The 25,996-nt window shown below is 69.4% G+C and carries 21 protein-coding genes; 19 read left to right on the top strand and 2 right to left on the bottom strand.

The window, feature by feature from the left end:
* Positions 1–51 precede the first annotated feature (51 nt).
* The 6 genes from CVO96_RS17555 (at position 52) to CVO96_RS17530 (ending at position 7,308) form a co-directional block, all read left to right on the top strand.
* Positions 52–1,806 (top strand): ABC transporter substrate-binding protein, encoded by a 1,755-nt coding sequence (locus CVO96_RS17555; protein WP_103313744.1) that lies wholly within the window; start codon positions 52–54, stop codon positions 1,804–1,806.
* Positions 1,807–1,958: 152 nt separating this feature from the next.
* Positions 1,959–2,930: an ABC transporter permease gene (locus CVO96_RS17550; protein WP_103313743.1), complete on the top strand. Its 972-nt coding sequence runs from the start codon at positions 1,959–1,961 to the stop codon at positions 2,928–2,930.
* Between the two features lie 151 nt (positions 2,931–3,081).
* Positions 3,082–4,203 carry an ABC transporter permease gene (locus tag CVO96_RS17545; protein ID WP_103313742.1) on the top strand — a complete coding sequence of 374 codons (1,122 nt, stop codon included), beginning with the start codon at positions 3,082–3,084 and terminating at the stop codon, positions 4,201–4,203.
* A 162-nt stretch (positions 4,204–4,365) separates the two neighbouring features.
* Positions 4,366–5,892: a family 10 glycosylhydrolase gene (locus CVO96_RS17540; protein ID WP_103313741.1), complete on the top strand. Its 1,527-nt coding sequence runs from the start codon at positions 4,366–4,368 to the stop codon at positions 5,890–5,892.
* A 118-nt stretch (positions 5,893–6,010) separates the two neighbouring features.
* Positions 6,011–6,418: a hypothetical protein gene (locus CVO96_RS17535; protein WP_103313740.1), complete on the top strand. Its 408-nt coding sequence runs from the start codon at positions 6,011–6,013 to the stop codon at positions 6,416–6,418.
* Positions 6,415–7,308 carry a R2-like ligand-binding oxidase gene (locus tag CVO96_RS17530; RefSeq protein WP_103313739.1) on the top strand — a complete coding sequence of 298 codons (894 nt, stop codon included), beginning with the start codon at positions 6,415–6,417 and terminating at the stop codon, positions 7,306–7,308. The genes CVO96_RS17535 and CVO96_RS17530 overlap by 4 nt, the downstream gene beginning before the upstream one ends.
* A gap of 473 nt (positions 7,309–7,781) precedes the next feature.
* On the opposite strand, the gene CVO96_RS17525 is transcribed toward CVO96_RS17530, so the two are convergent.
* Positions 7,782–8,618 carry an alpha/beta fold hydrolase gene (locus CVO96_RS17525; RefSeq protein ID WP_103313738.1) on the bottom strand — a complete coding sequence of 279 codons (837 nt, stop codon included), beginning with the start codon at positions 8,616–8,618 and terminating at the stop codon, positions 7,782–7,784.
* A gap of 519 nt (positions 8,619–9,137) precedes the next feature.
* Here CVO96_RS17525 and CVO96_RS17520 point away from each other — a divergent pair.
* The gene (locus tag CVO96_RS17520) at positions 9,138–12,266 is read left to right on the top strand and encodes an AAA family ATPase (RefSeq protein ID WP_103313737.1); all 3,129 of its coding nucleotides are present in this window, start codon (positions 9,138–9,140) and stop codon (positions 12,264–12,266) included.
* 144 nt (positions 12,267–12,410) lie between these two features.
* On the opposite strand, the gene CVO96_RS17515 is transcribed toward CVO96_RS17520, so the two are convergent.
* The gene (locus CVO96_RS17515) at positions 12,411–12,812 is read right to left on the bottom strand and encodes a MerR family transcriptional regulator (RefSeq protein ID WP_103313736.1); all 402 of its coding nucleotides are present in this window, start codon (positions 12,810–12,812) and stop codon (positions 12,411–12,413) included.
* Between the two features lie 287 nt (positions 12,813–13,099).
* Here CVO96_RS17515 and CVO96_RS17510 point away from each other — a divergent pair, with 287 nt between their 5' ends.
* From CVO96_RS17510 to CVO96_RS17460, 12 genes are all read left to right on the top strand, one after another.
* A complete protein-coding gene (locus tag CVO96_RS17510) occupies positions 13,100–13,327 on the top strand; it encodes a hypothetical protein (protein WP_103313735.1) in 228 nt (75 codons plus the stop codon).
* A gap of 170 nt (positions 13,328–13,497) precedes the next feature.
* Positions 13,498–14,469, top strand: a complete 972-nt coding sequence (locus tag CVO96_RS17505; protein WP_103313734.1) for an alpha/beta hydrolase — start codon at positions 13,498–13,500, stop codon at positions 14,467–14,469.
* 24 nt (positions 14,470–14,493) lie between these two features.
* On the top strand, positions 14,494–16,755 hold the full coding sequence (locus tag CVO96_RS17500; RefSeq protein ID WP_103313733.1) for a M12 family metallopeptidase: 2,262 nt from the start codon (positions 14,494–14,496) through the stop codon (positions 16,753–16,755).
* A 477-nt stretch (positions 16,756–17,232) separates the two neighbouring features.
* Entirely contained in the window at positions 17,233–18,576 is a 1,344-nt protein-coding gene (locus tag CVO96_RS17495; protein WP_103313732.1) for an NAD(P)-dependent oxidoreductase, read from the top strand.
* The gene (gene preA, locus CVO96_RS17490; RefSeq protein WP_103313731.1) at positions 18,569–19,948 is read left to right on the top strand and encodes an NAD-dependent dihydropyrimidine dehydrogenase subunit PreA; all 1,380 of its coding nucleotides are present in this window, start codon (positions 18,569–18,571) and stop codon (positions 19,946–19,948) included. The genes CVO96_RS17495 and preA overlap by 8 nt, the downstream gene beginning before the upstream one ends.
* 77 nt (positions 19,949–20,025) lie before the next feature.
* Positions 20,026–20,277, top strand: a complete 252-nt coding sequence (locus CVO96_RS17485; RefSeq protein ID WP_103313730.1) for a hypothetical protein — start codon at positions 20,026–20,028, stop codon at positions 20,275–20,277.
* Positions 20,277–20,735 (top strand): type II toxin-antitoxin system VapC family toxin, encoded by a 459-nt coding sequence (locus tag CVO96_RS20810; protein ID WP_133161838.1) that lies wholly within the window; start codon positions 20,277–20,279, stop codon positions 20,733–20,735. Before CVO96_RS17485 ends, CVO96_RS20810 begins: the two co-directional genes overlap by 1 nt.
* A complete protein-coding gene (gene hydA / locus CVO96_RS17480) occupies positions 20,732–22,117 on the top strand; it encodes a dihydropyrimidinase (protein WP_103313729.1) in 1,386 nt (461 codons plus the stop codon). Before CVO96_RS20810 ends, hydA begins: the two co-directional genes overlap by 4 nt.
* Complete coding sequence (locus CVO96_RS17475; protein ID WP_243398485.1) at positions 22,114–22,923, top strand: ABC transporter ATP-binding protein; 810 nt, start codon at positions 22,114–22,116, stop codon at positions 22,921–22,923. The genes hydA and CVO96_RS17475 overlap by 4 nt, the downstream gene beginning before the upstream one ends.
* Positions 22,924–22,926: 3 nt before the next feature.
* Entirely contained in the window at positions 22,927–23,817 is an 891-nt protein-coding gene (locus CVO96_RS17470; RefSeq protein WP_243398484.1) for an ABC transporter permease, read from the top strand.
* Complete coding sequence (locus CVO96_RS17465) at positions 23,814–24,791, top strand: ABC transporter permease (RefSeq protein ID WP_103313727.1); 978 nt, start codon at positions 23,814–23,816, stop codon at positions 24,789–24,791. The genes CVO96_RS17470 and CVO96_RS17465 overlap by 4 nt, the downstream gene beginning before the upstream one ends.
* 73 nt (positions 24,792–24,864) lie before the next feature.
* A complete protein-coding gene (locus CVO96_RS17460) occupies positions 24,865–25,923 on the top strand; it encodes an ABC transporter substrate-binding protein (RefSeq protein ID WP_103313726.1) in 1,059 nt (352 codons plus the stop codon).
* Positions 25,924–25,996: the final 73 nt, after the last annotated feature.

Here is a 25,996-nt window from a genome sequence, read left to right as displayed (position 1 = left end):
TTACAATCTGCTCTCCTTGCTTCCCTCTCTGTCTGGCCCTGGAGGTCACCCATGCTCAAGCGCACCACGCTGGCTCTCGTTTCCCTCACGCTCCTGGGGGGCGCGCTCGCGGCTCCGAAGAAGGTCACCGGCTACGGCCCGCTGGGAGTCGTGAACGGCAAGGCCGGCGGCACCTACACCCTGGCCCTGGGCGACAGCCCGCAGAGCCTGTTCTACTACGGCGTGATCGACAACAACCTGGGCCTGCTCTCGCAGCAGATGTTCGACGGCCTGGTCGAATTCAACTTCGCCAACTACAAGATCGAGCCCGCGCTGGCCGAGAGCTGGACGATCAGCCCGGACGGCAAGGTCTACACCTTCAAGCTCCGCCAGGGCGTGAAGTGGAGCGACGGCGAGACCTTCAACGCCGACGACGTGATCTTCACCTACAAGAACCTGATCTCGAACCCCGAGGCCCGCGCCGGCGACGCCGGGAACTTCAAGCTGGGCGGCCAGCCGGTCGAGTTCAGCAAGGTCGACGACTACACCGTGCGCTTCACCCTGCCGCGCCCGGCGCCCGCCTTCTTGCTGCAGCAGCGCTACTTCATCATGCCGCAGCACAAGCTGGCCAAGCTGAGCATCGACGGCGGCGCCAAGCCCGCCGACATCAACGGCGCGTGGCCCACCAACGTGGCGCCCACTGAAGTCGTCGGCACCGGCCCCTTCAAGCTGCAGAGCTACACGGCCGGGCAGAAGGTCACGCTGGTGAGGAACCCGAACTACTGGAAGGTCGACGCGGCCGGCACCAAGCTGCCCTACCTGAACCAGCTCGACTTCCTGATCATCCGTGATCCGCAGGCGCAGGTGGCGCAGTTTCTGGCCGGCAACATCGACCAGCTCAACATCTCGGGCGCGCAGTTCCCGGATCTGAAGCAGAAGGAGGTCGCGGGCGGGGCCTTCAAGGTCAACCGCTTCACGGCGCTGTTCGGTTCGCCGCCCTTCGTCGCCTACAACTTCGACGCCAAAGACCCGGCGCTGGCCAAAGTGTTCAGCGACGTGCGCTTCCGCCGCGCCATGCAGTCGGCCGTGAACCGCGAGCGGATCATCGACACCGTGTACAACGGGCTGGCCAGCCTGCCCGGCCACGGCGTCGCGCCGGCCAACAAGGCCTTTTACACGAACACCACCCGCCAGCTCGGCTCCTTCGATCTGGCCGCTGCCGGCGCCGCCCTGGACGCCCTGGGGCTGAACAGGAAGAACGCCGCCGGCACGCGCCTGCTGCCGGGCGGCAAGCCCCTGGAGTTCGACCTGACCTACGGCACCGACTCGGCCGTCTACCCGCCCATCGCCACCATCCTGCAGAGCGACTTCGGCAAGATCGGCGTGAAGGTGAACCTGAAGGGCATCCTGAGCTCCAAGTTGCTCTCGACCGGCCAGAGCGGCGACTGGGAGATGATCCTGCACGCCTTCGGCGACCAGCCCGATCCCGAGCTGCGCCGCCCGATCTGGCAGCCCGGCGGCGCGCTGTACTACTGGCACCGCGCTCCTCAGCCCACCAAGGACGGCGAGAGCGCCAACACCGCCAAGATGCAGCCGTGGGAAAAGGAGATCTACACCATCTTCGACACGGCGGCCATCACGCCCAGCGCCTCGGCCCGCAAGGCCCTGTACACCCGCTGGCAGCTGCTGTTCGCCCAGAACCTGCCGGTCACGCCCATCGCCAAGCCGGAGAACATCGGCGTGATCAGCAACAAGTTCGGCAACTACGTGTACAACCTGGGCGTGATTCCGGGTTACAACCCCGTCCCGCTCATCTTCCAGAAGTGAAGTAGCGAGGGGCGAGTGATGAGTGATGAGGATGGCCCCCGCGCCTCCCCTCGTCACTCATTGCCCATTCCCTCTTCCCTCATTCCCAAGGCGACCAGCATGACCTTTCAACTGCGGCCTCATCCCTCCTCCCTCATGACTCATCCCTCCCCATGCTGACCTACGCCCTGCGCCGCATCCTGGGCATGATTCCCACGCTGCTGCTGATCAGCGCCGTGTGCTTTCTGGTCATCAACCTGCAGCCCGGCTCCTTTCTCGACCAGTACCTCGAAGACCCGCGCGTGACCAAGGAGACGGTCACGGCCATCACGAGGCAGCTGGGCCTCGATCAGCCCGCCTGGGTGCAGTACCTGACCTGGGTCAAGGGCATCGTGCTGCACGGTGACTTCGGCTTTTCCTTCGCCAACGGGCGCCCGGTCTCCAGCCTGATCTGGGAACGCCTGGGCTGGACGGTGTTCCTGGCCCTGCTCACCCTCATCGTGAGCTGGGTCATCGCCATTCCGCTGGGCATCTACACGGCCATCAACCGCTACGGCCCGGCGGCCACCGTGGCGAACTTCCTGGGCTACGTGAGCCTCGCCACGCCGGACTTCCTGGTGGCGCTGCTCCTGATCGCGCTGGTGCTGAACACGGGCGGCAGCAACGTAGGCGGCCTGTTCAGCCCGGACTTCATCGGCGCGCCCTGGAGCGGGGCGAAGGTGCTCGACCTGCTCAACCACCTGTGGATTCCCATGATCGCCATCGGGCTGGAGGGCGTGGCGGGCTTGATGCGCCAGATGCGCGCCTCCACGCTGGACGTGATCAACCAGGATTACATCCGTACGGCGCGTTCCAAGGGCCTGAGCGAACGCCGGGTGCTGTGGCGGCACGCCGTGCGCAACGCCGTGAACCCGCTCATCAGCCTGGCGGGGCTGAGCCTGCCCAGCCTGATCTCGGGCACCATCATCGCCTCCATCGTGCTCAACCTGCCGACCATCGGCCCCTTTCTGTACGACAGCCTGCTGAACAAGGATCAGTACGTGGCGATGACGCTGCTGCTGTTCTCGGCGCTGCTGCTGCTGGTGGGCAACCTGCTGGCCGACCTCGCGCTGGCGTGGGCCGACCCGCGCGTGAGGTTCGAATGATTCCGGCGGCAGGATTCAGGATGAATCCTCACGCCCGAGCGGAGCGAGTGGGAATCACCGCCGTGCCCGGCATGGATCTGGTGCCGCTGTGCCTTTCGGCGGCACCAGCTCAATGGAAGGCACGGCGGCGCAAGCAGTGGAGCGCCCGGCCATGACCGCCACCCTCTCCCCCACCGCCGCGTCCGGTGAAGTCCGGCAGACGCCGCTCGCGATGGCCCTGCGGCGCTTCCGGCGCAACCGGGTGGGCGTGCTGAGCTTCTGGGTGATCGTGGCCCTGTACCTGATCGCCGCCTTCGCGGGTTTCCTCGCGCCCTATTCCATCACCGCCCAGCACGAGGAGTTTCCGTACCAGCGCCCGCAGGCCGTCCATCTGGTTCACGACGGCAAGCTCACGCGGCCCTTCGTCTACGGCTTCAAGAAATCGCGCGATCCCGTGACCTTCAAGTCCACCTTCGCGGAGGACAAATCGAGGCCCCTGCCCATCCTCTTCCTCGTGCGCGGCGATGACCCGGCCGAGTCGCGCTACAACCTGCTGGGCGTCTTTAAAAGCCAGTGGCACCTCTTCGGGGTGAAAGGCGGCTTTTATTTTCCGCTGGGCACCGACAAGTTCGGCCGCGACCTGCTCTCGCGGATGCTGGTGGGCTCGCAGGTCAGCCTGACGGTCGGCGTGATCGGGGTGCTGATCTCCTTTGCCATCGGCATCGTGCTGGGCGGAGTCAGCGGGTATTTCGGCGGCTGGGTGGACAACCTCCTGCAGCGGCTGATCGAGGTACTGCTGTCGTTCCCCCGGCTGCCCATCCTGCTGGCGCTGTCCACCATCATCCCGGCGCGCTGGCCGTCCACGCTGGTGTACCTGGGCATCATCGCGGTGCTGTCCCTGATCGGCTGGGCGGGGCTGGCGCGGGTGGTGCGCGGGCAGGTGATCTCGGCGCGCAGCATGGATTACGTGCAGGCGGCGCGCGGCCTGGGCGCCAGCGACCTGCGGGTGATCCTGCGCCACATCATGCCCAACCTGAGTTCCATCCTGATCGTGACCGCCACGCTGGCGCTGCCCGGCTACATCCTGGGCGAGAGCGCGCTGAGCTTCCTGGGGCTGGGCATCAAGGAGCCCATGACGAGTTGGGGCCTGCTGCTCAAGGACGCGCAGAACTTCGAGACCCTGAACCTCTATCCGTGGCTGCTGCTGCCCGGCGTGCTGATCGTGATCTCCGTACTGGCTTTCAACTTCATGGGCGACGCCCTGCGCGACGCCGCCGATACCCAGAGCCGCTGAGCCCGGGCCGCTGAGTCCCGGCCGCTCAGCCAGAGCCGGTATGCTGGGGCTCTCCCACAGCTTTCAAGTCAGACTTCACCTCCCCGCCCTTCACTTCCCCGTCACTGTCACCGCCCGTCGTCTTTCCGCCCTGCTCCACCGCGCCCCGACAGGAGAAGTCCCATGTCCACAGACGGTTCGACCAGCCTGCTTCCCCGCCGCCTCGCCCTGCTCGCCGCGCTCCTGCTCGCAGGCTGCGGCCCACAGACGCCGGTGCCCGCGCCCGCCCCCCTCGAGCTGCGCGGCCTGTGGGTGGACGCGTTCGGCCCCGGCCTCAAGACGCCCGCCGAGATCGATACGCTGGTGGGCGAGGCGAAGGCCATGAACGTGAACGTCCTGTTCGCGCAGGTGGGGCGCCGGGGCGACTGCTACTGCACCCTGGCCGCCATGCCGCGCACGGACGACCCCGCCGTGCCCGCCGGCTTCGACCCGCTGGCCGACCTGATCACCAAGGCGCACGCCCAGGGCATTCAGGTTCACGCCTGGATCATCACGACCGCCATCTGGAACAACGTGGTGCCGCCGACCGACCCCACGCACGCCTTCAACGCGCATGGCCCCACGACCACCGGCCGCGCCAACTGGCTGATGGTGAAGAACGACGGCACGCTGAAGGCCGGGGCCGACTGGCTGCTCGACCCGGGTCATCCGGACGCCGCCGAGTACATCCGCAATATGTACGTGTCGGTGGCGAAGAACTACGACGTGGACGGCGTGCAGTTCGACCGCGTGCGCTACCCGGACTTCAACCCGGTGGGCGGGCCGAACAACTGGGGTTACAACGAGGTCGCGCTGGAGCGTTTCCGCGCCGAGACGGGCACGGCCGGCACGCCGCTGCCCGGCGACCCGGTCTGGAGCGCGTGGCGCACCCAGCAGATCACCAATCTGGTGCGCGAGACCGCGCTGGCCGTGAAGGCCGTCAAGCCCGACGTGAGCGTGAACGCCGCGACCATCACCTACGGCGCCGGCCCGGCCGACGAGGCGGGCTTCCTGGACAGCCGCACCGCGAAGGAGGTGCTGCAGGACTGGGCGACCTGGGTGCGCGAGGGTTACCTGGACGTGAACGTGATGATGAACTACAAGCGCGAGCACGTGGCGGATCAGGCGCTGTGGTTCCGGCAGTGGAACGCGTTCGCCCGGCAGATGCTGACCGTGAACCCGGACGTGGCGCAGGTGAGCGGCAGCGCGATCTACCTGAACTTCCAGCCCGGCAGCGTGGCACAGATCGGGGCCACGCGCGAGGCCGGACTGAGCGGCTGGGCCGGCTACTCCTACCGCACCCCCGACGCCGACGTGAACGCCGGGACGCGCACGAAGGAGCAGGTTATCCCTGAACTGACTGCGGGGCTGAGCGGCGCGGGCGGCCCGTTCGAGCGCGCGGCCCGCTGGGAGCGGCCGAATCCGGACAAACTGCGCGCCATCAGCGGCCAGATCACGGTCGCCAGCGGCCCGATCGGCGGGCGCACGGTGGAACTCCTGAACCTCCAGGGCGGGGTGCTGGCCTCCACGACCACCGACGGACAGGGCCGCTACGGCTTCATGCGCTTTCCGGAGGGCAGCGTGCAGGTACGGGCCGGTGGGGTGACCAGCCCTGTCTTCACGCCGACAAGTGGCTCGGTGGTTCAGGCACCGGCGGTGGCGCTGCCCTGAGCCGGGCGGCACAGCGTTAAGACTTCCTTTAGGATAGGGAGGCCAGGCTGCGGACAGCGCGCGGGCGTGGGCACGGGTCGCCGGACTGCCCAGTCCGGAGCAGCCCTGGGGAGATGACATGACGGTCTTTTCATCGGCGCGGGCTTTTCAGACGGTCTTGGAGGAGGTCTTGGACGGTGCGCAGGACACGGCGGCGGCGCGGGCCCTGACCGAGTCGGGCCTGCGGGTGGGCTTCGCCTACCACGATCCCGAGCTCGTGATGCTGCTCTCGGCCGTGCCGGGACAGATCAGCGCGGCCTTCAGCGATCACCCCACCAGCGCGGCCGCCGACGTGACCTTCTCGTCCAGCGCCGACACCGGCCACCGCTTCTGGATGGGGGAACTGAGCGTGCCCACCGCCCTCGCGCTGGGGCAGATCCGGGCGGTCGGCCGGCTGACCCAGGCGCTGGCGCTGCTGCCGCTGATGCCCGAACTGCAGGCCCGTTACCGCGCCGCCTACGAAACCCGCCAGGAGGGGGGAACATGACCACGCCCGCAGTTCACCTGAAAGCGGTGCAGGCGGGGCTGAACCACAGCAGCCTGCCCATGCGGCTGTACCACAAGGCCAAGCGGCTCGGCATCTGGAACCCGGCTGACCTGGACTTTGCCCAGGACGCCCGCGACTGGGCGGGCCTGGACGCCCCCTCGCAGGCGATGCTGGGCGCGTTGACCAGCCTGTTCGTGGGCGGCGAGGAAGCCGTGACGCTGGAACTGCTGCCGCTGATGCTGGCGGTGTCGCGCAGCGGGCAGACCGAGGAAGCGCTGTACCTCACCACCTTCCTGTTCGAGGAAGCCAAGCACACCGAGTTTTTCGAACGCGTGCAGCGCGAGGTCATGACCCTGCAGGGCGACCTGAGCGGCTGGCACGGCCCGGCCTACCGCACGGTCTTCTACGAGGAGCTGCCCGGCGCGCTGGGCGCCCTGCTGAGCGACGATTCCCCACTGGCCCTTGCGCGGGCCAGCACCACCTACAACATGATCGTCGAGGGCGTGCTCGCCGAGACCGGCTATCAGGCGATCCGCACCATGCTGCAGGGGCGGGGCCTGATGCCCGGCGTGTGTCAGGGCATCACGCTGCTGCAGCGCGACGAATCGCGGCACATCGCCTACGGACTGCACCTGCTCTCGCGGCTGATCCGGCAGGACGAGGCCGTCTGGCCGGCCATCCAGGCCCGCATGGACGAGCTGCTGCCGCACGCGCTGGGGGTGATCCCCGAGACGCTGGGGCGCCCCGAGCTGGACGGAGCGGCCCTGAGGCCCGATCTGGACGAGCTGATCGGCTACGCCCTCTCGCAGTTCCAGAAGCGGGTCGCCCTGCTGGAGCGCGCCCACGCCGGCCAGGAACTGGATTCCGACACGGAGATCGCCGAGATTTAGGGGCGTGCAGGGCGGAGAACGGCCCGCGCTCCACCGGCGGAGGGGCCACGGGAACAGCGTCCGGGCAGCGGGAGAGCCTCTCTGACCAGAGGAGCAAGGGGGAGCAGGCACAGCGGAGGCCAGTGACCCCTTCAGGTCTCACAGCGGCCTCCAGCAGCCGGGCGACGATGCCGGCCGGCTCCCCCCAGGGGCCGATGTCGCCCCGGGCATAGGGCAGGCCGGTCGTGCGGATCAGGAAAAAAAGGTGATGGCGTCCAGCGAAATGTCCACCCCAGGGCGGAGCCGTGTTTCCAGTGGCTGGAGAGCCGCCAGGGCCCCGCCGCCGCGCCGCCGGCGACCAGCAGGATGTACAACCAGCCCAGGGAGGCGGTCTCACCGACTGATTCGGGCGTCGGTCTGGAGCGGCCTGCCCGTCGGCCGGCTCGGGTCTTCGGCCCTGGAGGGTGGAACGCCATGGACAGTCGGCAGCCCGGTCAGGCGGTGGTGTCCAGAATCAATCGCAGCGTCTGTGCGGGCATGTCCCAGTGCGGGAAGTGGCCACTGTGGTCGAACCACTGCAGCCGGGCGTCGGGAAACAGCTCCTGAGCCCTCGATGCCTGGACCGGCAGACACACCCGGTCCCAGCGACCCCAGCCGATCACCAGAGGGTGCTCCAACCGGCCCCGGGGGATTCCCCGCTGCTCCTCGCCGAATGCCAGGTTGCGCAGCAGTTCGTCGGTAGACGGCGAGGCGGCGAAGCTCCGCATCTCGGTCAGGGTGAGTTCCGGCGCCAGGGCCCAGGGATGCGAGGAGAACTGGGCGAACAGGGCGCTGCGGCCGACGGGAGAGGCCGTCAGGGCGGGCATGGCCGGCTGAAGCGCCCGGATCAGCCGGATGGACGCCGCCACCGTGCTGTAGAAGAAGCCCCGTTCCCAGCCCTGCCAGAACCCGCCGGGGTCAAGCGACACCACCGCTCCCAGGACGCCCCCGCGCCGCGCGAGTTCCAGCACCAGTCGGGCGCCCATCGAGGTGCCCACGGCGTCGATGCCCAGGAGGTTCTCGCGCCTCAGAAAATCGGTCAGCGCGTCGGCGAGCGTGGCGATGCTCACTTCACCGGGCAGCGGGGGCGTGTGGCCGAAGCCGGGCAGATCGACGGCGATCACCTCACGCTGCGCCTCCAGTCCGGCCAGAACCGGCGCCCAGGTCTGCCAGGAACTGCCCAGCCCATGGATCAACAGCAGCGGCTTGCCCTGGCCGCGCCGGATGTGATGGAACGAAGAACCGGCGCGGCCCTGAGAGGTGGGCAGGGTGGTGGGAGTGGGCGAAGTCATCCCCTGACTGTCGGGGCGTGCCGTGTGGCCAGGCGCCCGATCACGCCAAGACCCCTTGAGCCTTCCCCGGCGGGGCGCCCTGGGCGGCGGGAGGTGGACGGCGCTGCACCGATCTCACCGGGGAGCGTGAAAACGCCGAACCAACCGACAGGTCAGACACCTGTCGCTCACTTCAACTTCAAATGAGTTGCTGGTGCAACGGACTGATCCGTGGCTTGATTTGAAGCGAGAAGGCGTCCAGGGCGAACCTGCGGCAGGCGATCGCTGTTCACCATCCAGGGTCGAGTCTCCAAGCCGGCCGACGGGCAGGCCGCTCCAGACTGACGCCCGGATCAGTGACTTGTCGGGAATGTCGCGGAAAGGCACGAAGCCGATACCGGCGAGCAGCAGCCAGCCGATCCAGTGAAGCCGGGCCCCGGAAGCCGCCGGTGGGCGGGACGCCAGGGGTAAACTGCGGCCACTGGCGAGCAGAGACCACGGCGGCTGGACCTGGGGCAGGCTCGGCCAGAGGAGGGCGGAATGCGGCAGGAGTGGAGGGAGACCGTCCTCCGGGCGCTGCGGGCGGTGGTCTCCAGGCGGGGAGGCGTGGCGCTGGGATTCTGGGGAGCGCCCGGCCTGGGCAAGACCCACGCCGCCGCCGAACTGCTGCGCGCCCTGCCCTGCGCCAGCCTGAGCCTGCCCGCCAGCAGCCCGGTCTCCGCCTTCATCCACGCCCTGCCGTTGCCGCAGAAATGGCCGCTGTGGGCCCAGCGCCACCTGGAACGGCTGGTGGCCGGCCAGCCCACCGACAGCGCCGCGCTGGTCGATACCCTGGTCGCCGCGCTGGTCGGGCTCTCGCCCTTCGTCCTGCATCTGGACGACCTGCACGAGGCCGACCCCCAGCGCACGGCGCTGATCACCTCGCTGGCGCGCGCTGTGGCCGGGACGCGCGGGGTGGGCCTGCTGGTCAGCGGCCGCCACGAGCCGCCGGCCCCCTTCGTGTCGTCCCGCCTGCCGCCGCTGAGCGGGGCCGAGACGGGCGACCTGCTGCTCTCCCGGCTGAACCTGCCGCTGCCGCCCGAGGCCCTGGAGTGGCTGCAGGAGCGCACACGGGGCAATCCGCTGTTTGTGCTGGAGTTCACCCGTTACCTGACCCGCCAGGGCTCGGTGTGGAGTGACGGCACGCGCTGGCACTGGCGCCCCCCGCCGGCCGATTTCATGCCCGTGACGGTGGAGGCGCTGATCGGGCAGCAGCTCGCCGAACTGGGCCGCGACGCGGGGGTGCGCGGCGCCCTGGAGGCCCGCGCCGTGTTGCCGGACGACCTGCCAGGCGAGCAGCTGGACACCGTATGGGCCAGCGTGGCCGCCCTGCCGCCCTCCGAGGTCAGGGCGGCCAGCGGCACGCTGCGGCGCTCGGGCGTCCTAACTGGCCACGACTTCAGCCACCCGCTCTACCGCGAGGTGATCGTGGCCGGGCTGCTCCCGGAGACCCGCCAGCAGCTCGCGCGCCGCGCCCTGGGGGCCCTGGCGGGCGACCGGCGGCGGGCGGCGGCCTTCGTCGAGGCGGCCGGCCTGGAGCCGCAGGTGGCCCTGCAGGTCATCGTGGCGGCGGCGCAGGAGGCCGACGACCTGGGCCGCCCCGCCGAGGCCGCGCGCCTGCGGGCGTCGGGGGTGCGCTACACCTCGGGCGCCGCGCGGCTGGAACTGGCCCTGGCCGCCGCCCAGGGGCTGCAGCACAGCGACCTGCCGGGGGCATTGCGGCTGGCCCGGCTGGCGCTCGACGAGTCGCCGCAGCACGTCGGGGCGCGGGCGCTGGTCGCCGAGCTGCTGGCCCGCCAGGGCGATCTGGCAGGGGCCGAGGAGGTGCACGGCCAGTGGCCGCTGCCCGGGCGCTTTACCCCCGCTTGGTGGCAGCGGCTGCTCAAGCTGCGCGGGCTCGCCGACGACCAGCTGGGCGTCCTGCAGCTCTGGGAAGGCCGCCCGGAGCTGCGGGACAACCCGGCGCCGGAGGTGGTCGCCACCGTCGCCCGCACCCTCGCCCAGCAGGGCCGGATGCCCGAGGCGGCGGCGCTGACGAGCCGGGCCCTGGACTCGTCCACGCTGGGGGCCGAGATCCGTGGGGAGCTGATCGAGGTGCTGGGCAACATCCAGTACGGCCGGGGCGAGATGGAGGCGGCGGCCCAGACCTTCGCTCAGGCGCTGGCGCTGGCGCGGGAACACGGGCTGCGGGCGCTGGAGGCGCGCTGTCTGGTGCACCGGGGCGTGGTGCTGGGGGACATCAACCGCCGCCGCGAGGGGCTGGCCGAGCTGCGGGCTGGGCTGCGCCTGCACGCCGACTTGGGCGACGGGCTGGCGGTGACCCGCGCCCAGGTCGCGGTGGCCGAGGCCCACCTGGATCTGGGCGACTACGAGCGCGCCGAGGAACTGCTGCTGGAATGCCGCGCCACCCTCTCGCGCCACGGGCCGAGCGAGCACCTGATCGAGTGCGAGTACCGCCTGAGCGTGCTGTACCGCGACTGGGCCCCCCCGCACGGCGGCGTGCTGGCGCTGCGCCACGCCCACGCAGCCCTGAGCGGCGCCCGCCAGTTCAGCGGCGAGCGCAAGCTGGCCTGGAGCCTGTGCCACGCCGCGTTCGCCGAGGCCCGCTTCGGCGACGCCGCCCGGGCGCTGGCCCTGGCCACCGAGGCCGGGCAACTCGCGCAGGGCATGGGCAACCCGACCCAGACGGCCTTCGCCCGCTTCGCCCTGGCGCAGGCCCACGAGGCGGCGGGGCAGCCGGAGGTGGCCCTGGAACAGCTGGGTGCCCTGGAGGCCGAACTGATCGCCCAGGGCAACCTCGACGCCGCGCAGGAGGTGGGGCTCTCCGGCGACCGGATCGCGGGGCGCGCCGACCGGGCGGCCGGGCGGCTGGCGTGGTTCGAGGCGCACGACCTCGTCAATTTCGCCACCCTGACGCGCCGGGCCTTTCCCGAGCTGGCCGCCTCATCCGCGCCGGCGCCGGAACCCGCCCCCAGCCCGGCGCCGGCCTGCCTAAAGGTGCTGGGGCCGGTGGTGGTCGAGCGCGGCGGCGAGCGGGTGGGCTACCGGGGGCGGCGGCGCACCGAACTGCTCGCCTACCTGCTCGAGGCCCGCCTGAGCGGCCGCGCCGAGGTGGGCACGCTGGAACTGCTGGACACCTTCTACCCCGGCGAGCCCGAGCCGCAGGCCCGCGCCACCCTGCGCCAGCAGGTCTACCTGATCCGCACGTCCGTGGGGGCCCAGGCGGTGCTGAGCACCCCCACGGGCTACGCGCTGGGCCACGTCGAGTCGGATGCCGAGGCCTTCCTGGGCAGCGGCGACGGGGGCCTGTGGCGCGGGCCGTACCTGCAGGGCCTCGGCGAGGGCTGGCTGCCGCGCGCGCGCGAGGCCCTGACCCTGGGGCTGCGCGCCCAGGCCGAGCGGCTCTCCCAGGGCGACCCGGCGCAGGCGGCCCGCCTGGGCGCCATCCTGCTGGAGATGGAGCCCTACGACGAGGAGGCGCTTCGCCTCACCCTGGCCGCCCTGCACCTCAGCGGCCAGCCCCGCAGCGCGGCCGCGCTCTACCGCCAGCAGCGCGAGCGCCACGCCGAGATCGGCGAGACCCTGCCCGAGTCCCCCGAGCTGTTCCTGACGCCCCGCGCGGTGGGGTGAGAAGGAGTCCGGTTGAGTTGTGAGACGGTCACAGCTCAATACATACGGAGAGAGGGAAAGAAAAGCGTTCCGGACGTGGAGTGGACGAACGGATGCCCTCCCCGTTCGGCAACGGAACAAATGGAACGCTGTTGAGTTCGTCCCTCAGGCCGAGGCGCGGTTGTCGCCCGCCTCGCGCTGGCGCTGTTCCAGATCCCAGTAGTAGCGGACTTTCTCGTCCAGATACGACAGGTGCCGCTGCAGCTCGGCCATGCGCGCCATCAGCTCGGCGCGGTGGCGCTCCAGCAGCGCGTAGCGCGCCCCGAAACTGGCCTGGCCCTGCCGCTCCAGCTCGCTGAAGGCCAGCATCTGGGCGATGGGCATGCCGGTGCGGCGCAGCATGGTCAGGAAGCGCACCCGGCCCAGGTCGCCCCCCGTGTACAGCCGGTACCCGCTGCCGGATCGGCCCACCGGCGCGAGCAGCCCGACCCGCTCGTAGTAGCGCAGCGTATGCACCGTGACGCCGCTCAGGCGCGCGGCCTCCTGAATGGGATAGCTCTCGGTCATGGGTTCAGTATCCACCTGTGAGCGCGCTCGAAGGTTGGGGGTGGGAAGAGGAGGGCTTCTTCGAGATCAGCTCGGAGCCTGTCCGGGCTCACAGACGTGCTGGACGTCGAATTTGAGGGGTATCCAGCACGGGGAACCGGGCCCAGACGAGGGGCTTGACTGCGTGCGCGCTCACGTTTCTAGGCTCGGCACGGGTCGCCCGCCTGTCCGGCGGCACGCACCGGGCACCGTGCCCGGCTCGGCCCCCTTCGCGGCCAGTCCCGGCCGACCCTCCCAGGAGGAGCCCCATGACCATTTCCCTGTTCGCCATCGCGGCCCGCATCGTGGCCGAACGCGCCCAGGACGCCACCCGTGGAGCGCTGCGAGACATTCGGCGCGCCCCGCTGGACGAGTGGGCCGTGTATCAGGCCGATGTGCAGGCCAGCGCCGCCGCGCGGGCCGAGACGGCGGCGGCGCCCAGCCCCGCCGAACCGGGCGGCCCCTGCGCCGGGCCCACGGGCCACGCCGCCTTTTGATCCGTTTTTGACCGGGCCCACCGGAGACTCGCCGCCGGGAGTCGAGGCCGCCCGCTGAGCGGTACTGAGCGGTGCCGGGGGCCCGTTCCCAGAGGGAGGTCTGATATGTTCCAATCGGCCCATTTCACTCTTCAGTCGGTCGGCCGCGCCACGCTGGCCGGTGCCCCGTGATGCCCACGGCCGCGCAGCTCGGCGGGCTGGTGCTGGCGCCGCTGCCGGTGATGGCCGGCGCCGTGGCGTACCTGGCGCACACCCAGGCGAACCGGCTGGTGCGCCCACCGCGCACGCTCTCGACCCATCTGCCCAGCCGCTTCGGCATCGGGCGCTGGGAAGACGTGAAGTTCACGACCGCCGACGGCCTGACGCTGCGGGGCTGGTTCGCGGCGCCCCCCCAGCGCGGCGGTTCCGCGGTGGTGCTCGCCCACGGCACCGGCGGCCACCGCGGCCACCTGCTGCCCCTGGCCGGCGCCCTGCACGCCCGGGGCCACGGGGTGCTGCTGTTCGACCTGCGCCAGCACGGCCGCTCGGACGGCGAGGTCAGCTCCTTTGGCCTGCACGAGGCCGAGGACGTGCTGGCGGCGCTGGCCTACCTGAGAACGCGTCCGGAGGTCGCCGGAGACCGCCTCGCCCTGCTGGGGCACTCGATGGGCGCCGCCGCCTCGCTGCGCGCCGCCGCGCGGGACGGGGGGGTGCGCGCGGTGGTCTCGATCTCCTGCGCCGCCAGCCTCGCGGAAAACGTCGCCGACGGCGTGCGCGCCCTGACCCGGCTGCCCGCGTTTCCGCTGGCCCCGCTGACCCTCTGGCTGGCGCAGCGCCGGGCGCGGGGCCGGGTGGATCAGATGCGGCCCATCGATTCGGTGGCCGAGCTGCGCGGCCGGCCCCTGCTGCTCGTCCACGGCGACGCCGACCGGCTGGTGGCGCCCCACAACGCCCGCCGCCTGCAGGGGGCCGCCGAACCCGGCACCCGCCTGATCGAGGTCGCCGGCGCCGGGCACCGCAGCGTCATCGGCCCCCAGCATCTGCGGGCCTATCAGGACGACGTGCTGGCCTTTCTCGACGCGCACCTGCGCCCGGCGCCTGCCCCCACCCCGCCCTATCCGCACCACCCCACAGGAGAGCGCCATGACGACATCTACGACTGACTTCGTATTCTCGGGGGGCCGCTGATGGGCCTCGTCTCCACGGACACCGGCCACCGCTGGCCCGGCCGCCGCATCCCGTACGTGATCGACGACACCGATTTCCCCGAGGGCAGCGCCGGGCGCCAGGAGATCCAGCGGGGCATCGACCTGTGGAACGCGCAGGCCCCCCTGCCGCTCGTTCCGCGCGCCGGCGAGGGCGACTACGTGCGCCTGCGCGAGGCCGCCGCCAACCTGCACAGCGCCGTGGGTCGCCAGGGCGGCGAGCAGGGCGTCTACTGCGATATCGGCGCCAGCCGCCAGCAGCGCATTCCGGGCCAGCGCTCCCAGGCCTCGCCCGCGCTGGCGGCCACCGGCAACAGCATCCACCTCGTGCACATCGGCAACGGCTCGCACGACCTGTGGCACTCGATGTTCGACGGAACGAAATGGTCGACCAACGTGCGGATTCCCGGCCAGCAGAGCAAGGCCGCGCCCGCCCTGGCGACCTTCACGGGCGGCGTCCACATGGTGCACCTGGGCAACAGCTCCAACGACCTGTGGCACTCGGTGTTCGGGGGCAGCTCGTGGTCGACCAACGTGAAGATTCCCGGCCAGCAGAGCAAGGCCCCGCCGGCCCTGGCGGCCCACGGCGGGCGGCTGCACATGGTGCACCTCGGCGACACGTCCAACGACCTGTGGCACTCGGTCTTCGACGGAACGAAGTGGTCGACCAACGTGAAGATTCCCGGCCAGCAGAGCAAGGGCACGCCCGCCCTCGTCTCGGACGGCACCCGCCTGCACCTCGTCCACCTGGGGAACACGTCCAGTGCCCTGTGGCACTCGACCCTGGGCGGCGCCGCCTGGACGCCGAACGTCAGGATTCCCGGTCAGGCGAGCAAGGCGCCGCCCGCGCTGGCTTTCGACGGGACGGCCGTGCATCTGGTGCACCTGGGCGAGACCTCCAACGACCTGTGGCATTCCACCTTTGACGGCACGGCCTGGACGCCGAACGTGCGGCTGGCCGAGGAGAAGAGCAAGGCGGCGCCATCGCTGGCGACCTTCGGGGGGCGGGTGCATGTCGTGCACCTGGGCGACACTGAAAACGACCTGTGGCACTCCCTCATCGACCAGGGCAGCCGCAACCTGGCCGCCGCGATCGTTCATGAGGTCTGCCACGCGGCCGGGATCATGCACGAGCAGTCCCGTGAAGACCGTGACCTGTTCGTGACCGTCCACGACGACCAGATCCAGGCTGGTCAGGGGCACAACTTCGAGAAGCGCACCGACTCGGCCGACGACAGCGGCCTCTACGACTACGACTCGGTGATGCACTACGGGCCGTTCTTCTTTGCCAAGACCGCGATGACGCCAGTCCTCTCGCCAGGACCAGCGACGGGCGGCTTTCTCGGCGCCTTCGCCAACATCGGTCGGGCACAGAACTTCTCGGCCGGCGACATCGAGACGCTGCATGCCTACTACCCGGCGTGGACACCCAACACGCCCATCGACGGCCAGGAGAGCCGCGGCACCCCCGCCCTGGCCGAGTTCGGTGGACTGCTCCACCGCGTGCACATCGGCCGGTCGTCGAACGACCTGTGGCACTCGGTCTTCGACGGCGCCGCCTGGACGCCAAATGTCCGCATTCCCGGACAGAAGAGCAAGGTGCCCGGCGCGCTGGCGGCCTTCGGGGGCGGGCTGCACCTCGTCCATCTGGGCGACTCCTCCAACGACCTGTGGCACTCGGTCTCGGACGGCGCCAGCTGGTCGGCGAACGTGAAGATCCCCGGTCAGAAGAGCAAGGCGACGCCCGCGCTGGCCGAGTACGGCGGCCTGCTCCACCTCGTCCACCTGGGCGACAGTTCCAACGACCTGTGGCACTCGACCTTCGACGGCGCCGCGTGGACGCCCAACGTCCGCATCGAGGCGCAGCAGAGCCGGGGCACGCCCGCGCTGGCGGTGCACGGCGGCCTGCTGCACATGGTTCACCTAGGGGACTCATCGAACGACCTCTGGCACTCCACCTTCGACGGCGCCGGCTGGACACCGAACGTCCGCATACCGCACCAGCAGAGCCACGGGGTTCCCGCGCTGGCCGCCTTCCAGGGCCGCCTGCACCTGCTGCACCTGGGGAACAGCTCGAACCAGATCTGGCACTCGATCTTCGACGGCACCTGGCGCCCCAACGTGCCGGTCGAGGGGCAGTCCAGCTCGGTGGGCGTGGGCATCGCCCCATTCGGCTCCCAGCTCGTGATGGTGCATGTGGGCGACGGCTCTACGGGGCTGTGGCACAGCAGCTACACGCGCTGACCGGGCGCGGCTGAGGTCCAGGGGGGAGGCTCACCGGAGTCTCCCTCCCTCTCTTTGCCCTCCTCTCTTCTGGGCCCTCCTCTTCCGGGCCCTCCCCTCTTGCGGGCGCCTGAACGGCCCGGCCCGGACTGCCGCTCCGGCCCCGGACTTGCTACCATGAAGGTCACAACACCCCTTCCGATTCTGCCCGCCTCCGTGCCCCACCGGTCTCACGAGTCCAGAAGCGTTTTTATGCACTCTTGTGTATAGAGATTCACCCTCCCGACCACTGCGGGTTCGTGTCCATGCCGCCTCAGGGGGGATTTTCGGCTCCACCAGATCGGCGCAGGATTTGCCATTGACTTTTTCTTTATTCACCCTCTAGCATGCCGGCACCGCGGTTAATCGTCTCCTGTGAGGGTCTGAACCGCTTCCCACCCGCTGCCCAGGCGGTCAGGGAGGCCCCAGCAGCCCGGAGCACCACAGGAGGCTTACCCCATGGACGACGCCCTTTCCCCGCCGCTTCGCCCCCTCTTCGCCGAAACGTTCCCGCCCATGAGCGCCCACGAGGCGACCGTGGAGGCCAACCGCTGCCTGTACTGCTACGACGCGCCGTGCCTGCAGGCCTGCCCCACGCACATCGACATCCCCACCTTCATCCGCAAGATCAGCACGGGCAACCTGCGCGGCTCGGCGCGCACGATCCTGGAGGCCAACTTCCTGGGCGGCACCTGCGGCCGGGTCTGCCCCGTGCAGGAGCTATGCGAGGGCGCCTGCGTGCTGAATTCGGAGGAGAAGCCCATCGCCATCGGGCGGCTGCAGCGCTACGCGGTCGACCACGTGCAGGAGCGCGGCATCCAGGTCTTCCAGCCGGGGGCGCCGACGGGTCGGAAGGTCGCGGTGGTGGGCTCGGGCCCCGCCGGCATCAGCGCCGCCGCCGAACTCGCCAAGCTGGGGCACGCGGTCACGCTGCTGGAGAAGCGCGAGCTGGGCGGGGGCCTGAGCACCTACGGCATCATCGTGCTGCGCGAGCCGGTGGAGGTCTCGCTGCGGGAAGTCGAGGCCGTGAAGGCGCTGGGCGTGGACATCCAGACCGGGCGCGAACTCGTGGGCGCCGCCGATCTCGACATCCTGCTGGCCGAATACGACGCGGTGTTCCTGGCGGTGGGCCTGGGCGCCGTGCCGGCGATGGGCATCCCCGGCGAGGAACACCTGATCGACGGCCTGCAGTTCATCGAGGACAGCAAGGTGAACCCCCAGGTGCTCAGGATCGGCGCGCGGATGGCCGTGATCGGCGCGGGCAACACCGCCATCGACGCCGCGACGGTCGCCCGGCGCCACGGCGCGGAGGTCACGATGGTCTACCGCCGCACCGAGGCCGAGATGACCGCCTACCGCCACGAGTACGAATTCGCGCTGCACGAGGGGATTCAGTACCAGTTCCTGACCCAGCCCGTGCGCGTGGTGACAGACAACTCAGGCCAGGTCACCGGCCTGGAGTGCGTGAAGATGGTGCTGGGCACGCCGGACGCTTCCGGTCGCCCCAGCCCCCGGCCGCTGCCCGGCTCCGAGTTCGTGATCCCCTGCGACGGCGTGGTCAAGGCCATCGGGCAGGAGAAGCCCGCGCTGGCGACGGCGCTGGGCCTGACGGTCGAGAAGGGCTACATCGCCGTGGACGACCAGCTCCAGACCAGCGTGCCGCGCGTGTACGCCGGCGGGGACTGCATCCGCGCCGTCGGCACCGCCAGCACCGTCATGGCCGTGCAGGACGGGAAGTATGCCGCCGCCGCCATCCACCAGCAGCTCACTGCCCCCACCCGGGAGGAGGCCGCCTATGGCTGACCTGAGCATCAACTTCGCCGGTATCCGCGCCCCCAACCCCTTCTGGCTGGCCTCGGCGCCGCCCACCAACTCCGGCCATCAGATCCACCGGGCCTTCGAGCACGGCTGGGGCGGGGCGGTCTGGAAGACCATCGGCGCCCCGGTGCTGAACATCTCCAACCGCTACGGCGGCCTGAGCATCGCCGGACAGCGCCTGCTCGCCATCAACAACGTCGAGCTGATTTCGGATCGCCCGCTGGACGTGAACCTGCGCGAAATCGCGGAAGTGAAGCGGATGTGGCCCGACCGGGCGGTGGTCGTCAGCGCGATGGTGGACGCCGACCCGCAGGCCTGGAAAGACATCGTGATGCAGATCGAGGATACCGGCGCCGACGGCATCGAGCTGAATTACGGCTGCCCCCAGGGCATGAGCGAGCGCGGCATGGGCGCGGCGGTGGGCCAGGTGCCGGAGATGTGCGAGCTGAACACGCACTGGGTCACGTCGGTCACGCGGCTGCCGGTGATCGTGAAGCTTACGCCGAACATCACGCACATCGTCGACCCGGCGCACGCGGCGCTCGCGGGCGGGGCGCACGCGCTCTCGCTCATCAACACCATCAACTCGGTCATGAAGATCGACCTGGACACCCTGCAGATCACGCCCAACATCGGCGGGCGCGGCACCCACGGGGGCTACGCCGGCCCGGCGGTCAAGCCCATCGCGCTCAACATGCTGACCGAACTGATGAGCGACGCGGGGGTGCGCGGGAGCGGCGTGCCCATCAGCGGTATGGGCGGCATCGTCACCTGGCGCGACGCGGCCGAGTTCATCCTGCTGGGCGCGACCTCGGTGCAGGTCTGCACGGCCGCCATGCACTACGGCTACCGCATCGTGGAGGACATGATCGACGGCCTGAGCAACTGGATGGACGAGAAGGGCTTCGCCACCATCTACGACTTCGCGGGCCGCGCCCTGCCGCAGACGAGCACCTTCGGGGAACTCGATCTGGCGTATCAGGCGGTCGCGCGCATCAATCCCGACAAGTGCATCAACTGCAACCTGTGCTACGTGGCCTGCAACGACACGGCGCACCAGTGCATCGACCTTGTGTCGGCAGACGGCGTGCGCGTGAACCCCGGCTTCGATCCGCGCGTGAACGGCCGCCAGGTCGCCGACACCCGCCCACAGCCCGTGGTGCGCGAGCCCGACTGCGTGGGCTGCGCCCTGTGCGCCAACGTCTGTCCGGTGGACGGCTGCATCGAGATGGTCAGCGTGCCCAGCGGCCGCGAGAGCATCACCTGGGATCAGCTCACCGCCCAGCGCCCCGAAATCGCCCAGAGCTGGGACGCCATGATGGCCTACCGCAAGGAACAGGGCATCGAGATCCACTGATTTAGACTGGGTGGACAGACATCGGGAGAGGGGGGAACGTGGCTACGCGAGAACTCGAAGCGCCTGGAGAGCAGACGGTGATCAGGATTGATGGCGAGGGCCGCTTACACGGCGCGCCTGACGTTCTTGCCCTGTTGCTCGGTCAGACCTTCCGAGTCACGATTCAGGGTGATCGCATCACCCTCAGGCTGGTGCCCAGGCGTCTCAGCGAAATCGATGACCCGGAGGAAAGAGCGAAGGCCGTAGACGCTTTCCTGTCGCTGCTGCCAAAGTCAGACGGCCCAGCCTGGCCAGCAGATTACAACGTCCGGGACGACATCTACGACTGATGAGACTGCTCCTGGACACCAACATTCCAGCGCGACTCGTGAACACCGGCTCGCCAGGTCATAACGAGGCGACTGACCTCATTCGCACCCTCAGCCGGTCTGGGCACGAGATGGTCGTGGTGCCCCAATGCGTCTACGAACTGTGGTCAGTCATGACCCGGCCCGTCGGCGCCCCCAACGGTATGGGGTTTTCGCCGGAGCGCGCCAGATCAGCCGTGGATGACTTATCTGGTTGGCTGACGTTTCTGCCAGACACGCCAGCCATTTATGACCGCTGGCTTGAACTTGTCAGTCGGTTCGGCGTATCTGGCAGGCCAAGCCACGACGCCCGCCTGGCCGCTGCCGTCCTCGCCCACGGTCTGGACGGCATCCTGACCCTGAATGCTCCAGATTTCAAACGGTTCAGTGTGAATGTCCTCACCCCAGCCGACTTCGCCCCAGGAGGCCCCCCTTCATGACCCTGCTCATCAAGAACGGCGAGATCATCACGGCAGACCAGCGCTACAAGGCCGACCTTCTGGTCGAGGGCGAGACCATCGCGCAGATCGGGGAGAACCTGAGTGCGCCGGACGGCGCGGAAGTGATCGACGCCAGCGGCAAGTATGTCTTCCCCGGCTTCATCGACCCGCACGTGCATGTGCATCTGCCGTTCATGGGGACGTTCGCCAAGGACACCCACGCCACCGCCAGCCAGGCCGCGCTCATCGGCGGCACCACGACATACATCGAGATGCTCGCGCCCGCCGGGAACGAGGATCTGATGGACGCCTGGCACCTGTGGTCGGGCATGGCCGAGGGGCACAGCGCCTGCGACTACTCCTTCCACCTCGGCGTGACGGCCTGGAACGACGCGACGGAGGGCTACCTGCGCGAACTCGTGGCGGGCGGGATGACCTCCTTCAAGGTGTTCCTGGCCTACAAGGGCGCCTTCGGCATCGAGGACGCCGCGCTGTTCAGGACGCTGACGCTCGCCAAAGAGTTGGGCGTGGTCGTCACCGCGCACTGCGAGAATGCCGAGCTGGTGGCGCAACTGCAGGCCAGGTTGCTGGCCGAGGGCAAGACCGGCCCGGAGTGGCACGAGCCCAGCCGCCCCGAACAGGTCGAGGCCGAGGGCACCGCCCATTTCGCCACCTTCCTGGAGATGACGGGCGCCGAGGGCTACGTGGTGCACCTCTCCAACGCGAAAGCCCTGAAGGCCGCGCTGGACGCCCGGGCGCGCGGCGTGAACATCCACATCGAGTCGGTCATTCCCCACTTCCTGCTGGACAAGACCTTCGCGGAGCGGCCGGGCGTGGAGGGCGCCAAGCACGTCATGAGCCCGCCGCTGCGCGACCGATCGAATCAGGCGGCGCTGTGGGCGGCGCTCGACCGGGGCGAGATCGACACCGTGGCGACCGACCACTGTCCCTTCGACGTGGAACAGAAGCGCATGGGCGACGGCAATTTCACGCGCATCCCCAACGGCATCCCGGCCATTGAGGACCGCGTGAACCTGCTGTACACCTACGGCGTCAGCCGGGGCGGCCTGACCCTGCACCGCTTCGTAGACGCGGCGAGCACGCGCACGGCGAAGATCTTCGGCCTGTATCCGAAGAAGGGCGAGATCGCCGTGGGCTCGGACGCCGATCTGGTGATCTACGATCCGGCGTACCGCGGCAAGATCAGCGCCGCGACCAGCCACGTCAACAACGACTACAGCGGCTTCGAGGGCTTCGACATTGACGGGCGCCCCAGCGTGGTCACGGTGCGCGGGCAGGTCGCGGTGCGGGACGGCGGGTTCGTGGGCGATCCGGCGCGCGGACAGCTGCTGCGCCGCACGCCCCACGGGGGGCACGGTTGACCTCCTTTCCACCCACCACCGAAGCCGCCGCCGTCCACCTGCGGAACCTGAACATGGTCTTCCGGGGCGCGGGCAGCGACACCGTGGCCCTGCAGGACGCCTCGCTCGACATCCGGCCCGGCGAGTTCATCTCGCTGATCGGCCCCAGCGGGTGCGGCAAGACCACGCTGCTGCGGCTGATGGCCGACCTGATCACGCCGACCTCGGGCGAGCTGCTGATCGGCGGCAAAACGCCCGCCCAGGCGCGGCAGGCGCGCGAATACGGCTACGTGTTCCAGGCGCCCGCGCTGATGGAGTGGCGCACCGTACTGAACAACGTGCTGCTGCCGCTGGACGTGATGGACACGCCGAAAGAGACGCGGCGGGCGAGGGCGCAGGCCATGCTGGAACTCGTCGGGCTGGAGGGCTTCGCCGACCGCTACCCCTGGCAGCTCTCGGGCGGGATGCAGCAGCGGGTCTCCATTGCCCGCGCGCTGGCCTTCGACCCGCCGCTGCTGCTGATGGACGAGCCCTTCGGCGCGCTGGACGAGATCACCCGCGAGAAGCTGAACGGCGAGCTGCTGCGGCTGTGGCAGGAGACCCGCAAGACAGTGGTCTTCGTGACCCACGGCATCACCGAGGCGGTCTTCCTGAGCACGCGGGTGGTCGTGATGACCTCGCGGCCCGGCAAGATCGAGGGCGTGGTGGACATCGACCTGCCGCACCCGCGCAGCCAGGAGACCCGCGAGTCGCCGCGTTTCTTCGAGTTGGCGACAAGGGTGCGCGAGCTGCTGCGCAAAGGGCACGGCTTCGATGTCGAGGAGTAAGTCGTGACGGTGCTCAAGCGGGTACCAGCTCGCAGCGCAGGCAACCTGGGCCCGATGCTGATCGTGGCCGTGGTCGTGCTGGCGCTGTACTGGCCGCTGATGCTGTGGGTGAACGCTGCTCAGGCACAGCGCACGCTGGACTCGGGCGCCGAGCTGGACTGTATGACGGCCATCTCGTGCGCCACGCAGCTCCGCAACCCCACCCTGCCCGCCCCGGCACAGCTGGCCGCCAGCTTCCGCACCATGAGCACGCCGCCGATGGCGCCCACGAGTGCTCCGTACAACACGCTGGTCACGGCCGGTGAGACGCTGGTGGGCCTGATCATCGCGTCGGTGCTGGGAGTGATCCTCGCGGTCGCGCTGGTCGCCTCGCGGGCCTTCGAGCGGATCACGCTGCCCTGGCTGATCGCCTCGCAGACGGTGCCGGTGGTGGCGCTGGCGCCCATGCTGGCGGTGGTGCTCGGGCAGTACGGCGTGCAGGGCTGGCTGCCCAAGGCGCTGATCGCCGCCTACATCGCCTTTTTCCCGGTGGCGGTGGGGGTTTCAGCGGGCCTGCGCTCGCCCGACCCCATGCAGGAAGACCTGATGCGGACGTACCGGGCCTCGGGGCCGCAGGTCTTCTGGAAGCTGCGGCTGCCCGCCAGCCTGCCCTTCCTGTTCACCTCGCTGAAAGTGGCGGCCACGGCGGCGCTGATCGGTTCCATCGTGGCGGAGATCAGCACCATCAGTTACTCGGGGCTGGGCAAGATGCTCGCGGAGAACTCGCGGGCGTCGGACACGCTGGCGCTGTGGGTGATCATGCTCTACGGCGCGGCGCTGGGCATCGCGCTGGTGGGCGTGATCGGCCTGGTCGAAAGGTGGGTGACGCCGTGGCGAGCGGGACAGTCCCGATGACGGCGGTGCGGGCACGCAGCCGGGTGGCCCTGGGCGGGGCCCTGCTGGCGCTGGGCTTCGTGCTGCTGCTCCTCGCGGTGTGGACTGTCTGGCCCTACGCTCTGGACGGGGTGCCCCCGGGGCGCAAGGCGCTGAGCCTCGGCCTGACGCTGGTGGGAATCATTGCGGGTGGACTGGGCCTGAGCGCGGTGGCTGCCCGCACGAAGGGGTTGATCCCGGCGCTGATCGCGGCTGGGCTGGCGCTGATCGCCGTCGAAGCGCTGCTGCGGGCCTATGGCGTCCCACCGGGGCTGATCCCGACGCCCACGCGGGTGATGCAGGCGCTCTGGAACGCCCGCTCGGTGCTGCTGCAGGATGCCCGCGTGACCTTCGTGCAGGAGACGCTGGTCGGCTACCTGTGCGGCGCGGTCTTGGGCATCCTCGTCGCGCTGGCGGCGGTGCGTTTCCCCTTTCTCGAACGCGGGGCACTCCCTTACGCGGGCCTGTTCTCCTCCATCCCCATCGTCGCGCTGGCCCCGGTCATCGTGAAGGCCTTCGGGCTGGAGTGGACGAGCAAGGCGATCATCGTGGCCGTGACCGTCTTCTTCCCGGTCGTGGTGAACGTGGTGCGCGGCCTGCAGAGCGCCAACCCGCTGCTGCTCGACCTGATGCGGACGTACGCCGTGACGCCCGCCCAGGCCTTCGCGCTGGTGCGGGTGCCCTCGGCCCTCCCGTTCCTGTTCAACGCGCTCAAGATCGCCTCTACCCTGGCGATGATCGGCGCCATCGTGGGCGAGTTCTTCGGCACCGAGGGGCGGGGGCTGGGCTTCCGCATCCAGATCGAGGCCGGGAGATTTAACCTCGACATCGTCTGGGCCGCCATCGTGGTCGCCTCGGTACTGGGCATCGCGTTTTACGCCATCATTCAGTGGATCGAACATCGCTACACCGGCTGGCATGCCAGCAGAAGGACGTCCAACGGTCGAACGGTCTAACCGTCGAACGACCGCCCCCTGTTAGACCGTTCGACTGTTAGACCTTTAGACCCCTTACTCCCCGGAGGTTCCCATGAAGAAAGCCATCCTGTTCGCCCTCGCCGCCGCCACCTTCGCCAACGCCCGGGCTGCCGACGTGCCGGTCAAGGTGCAGCTCAAGTGGTTCCCGCAGGCGCAGTTCGCCGGCTTCTTCGTGGCGCAGGCCAAGGGCTACTACAAGGCCGAGGGGCTGGACGTCTCGCTGCTGCCCATCGGGGATCAGTCGCCCATCCAGACGGTCGCCACGGGCACCGCCGACTTCGGCACGACCTGGATCACCGATCTGCTGACCGCCCGCCAGCAGGGCCTGCCGGTCGTACACATCGCGCAGCTGTTCCAGAAGAGCGGCTATACGCTGGTCAGCCTCAAGACCAAGAACATCTCCAAGCCGGCCGACCTAATGGGCAAACGGGTGGGCGTGTGGCCCAGCGGCAATGAATACCCGGCCGTGGCGCTGCTCAAGCGGAACAACATGACCAGCAGCCTCGACTCGACCGTCAGCAACCCCAGCGTGCAGGCTGTGACCTACCCCTTCGATCCCAGCCTGGTCTTCCCCGACAAGGTGGACGCCGTGTCGGCCATGACCTACAACGAGGTCAACCAGATCGTGGGCCTGGGCTATCCGCTGGACAAGCTGAACGTCATGAACGCCGCCGACAACGGGGTGAACCTCCTCGAAGACCTGATGTTTACCACCCAGAAGGTGCTGGACACCAAGAACTTCAAGGGCTCGGGCCTCAGCGGCCAGCAGGTCGCCGCCAAGCTGCTGCGCGCCACCATCAAGGGCTGGAACTACGCCGTGGCGAACCAGAAGGAAGCGGTGAACATCGTGCTGGTCAACTGCGGCAACACCTGCAAGGGCTCGGGCACGCGCGCCTCGGCGGCCGGGCACCAGACCTGGCAGATGGCCGAGATCGCCAAGCTGTACAAGGCCGGCCCGACCCTGAAAGGCATGGCCGGCTACCTCGACCCCGCCACCTACCAGGCGAACGTCAGGCTCCTGACCGACCTGGGCATCCTGAAGAGTGCGCCCAGTGCCGGCGCCGTGACGTACTCGGTGTGGGAAGCGGCGACGGGCAAGAAAGCGAAATGAGCTGATGGCAGAAGGTTAAAAGATCTTGAGCCTTCTGCCTCCTACAACGTTCTAACCAGGAGATTCGTGACGA

Source organism: Deinococcus koreensis, from assembly GCF_002901445.1.
Lineage (GTDB): Bacteria > Deinococcota > Deinococci > Deinococcales > Deinococcaceae > Deinococcus > Deinococcus koreensis.
The sequence above is the reverse complement of the archived record's forward strand: the minus strand, read 5'-3'. Positions and strand labels throughout refer to the sequence as shown.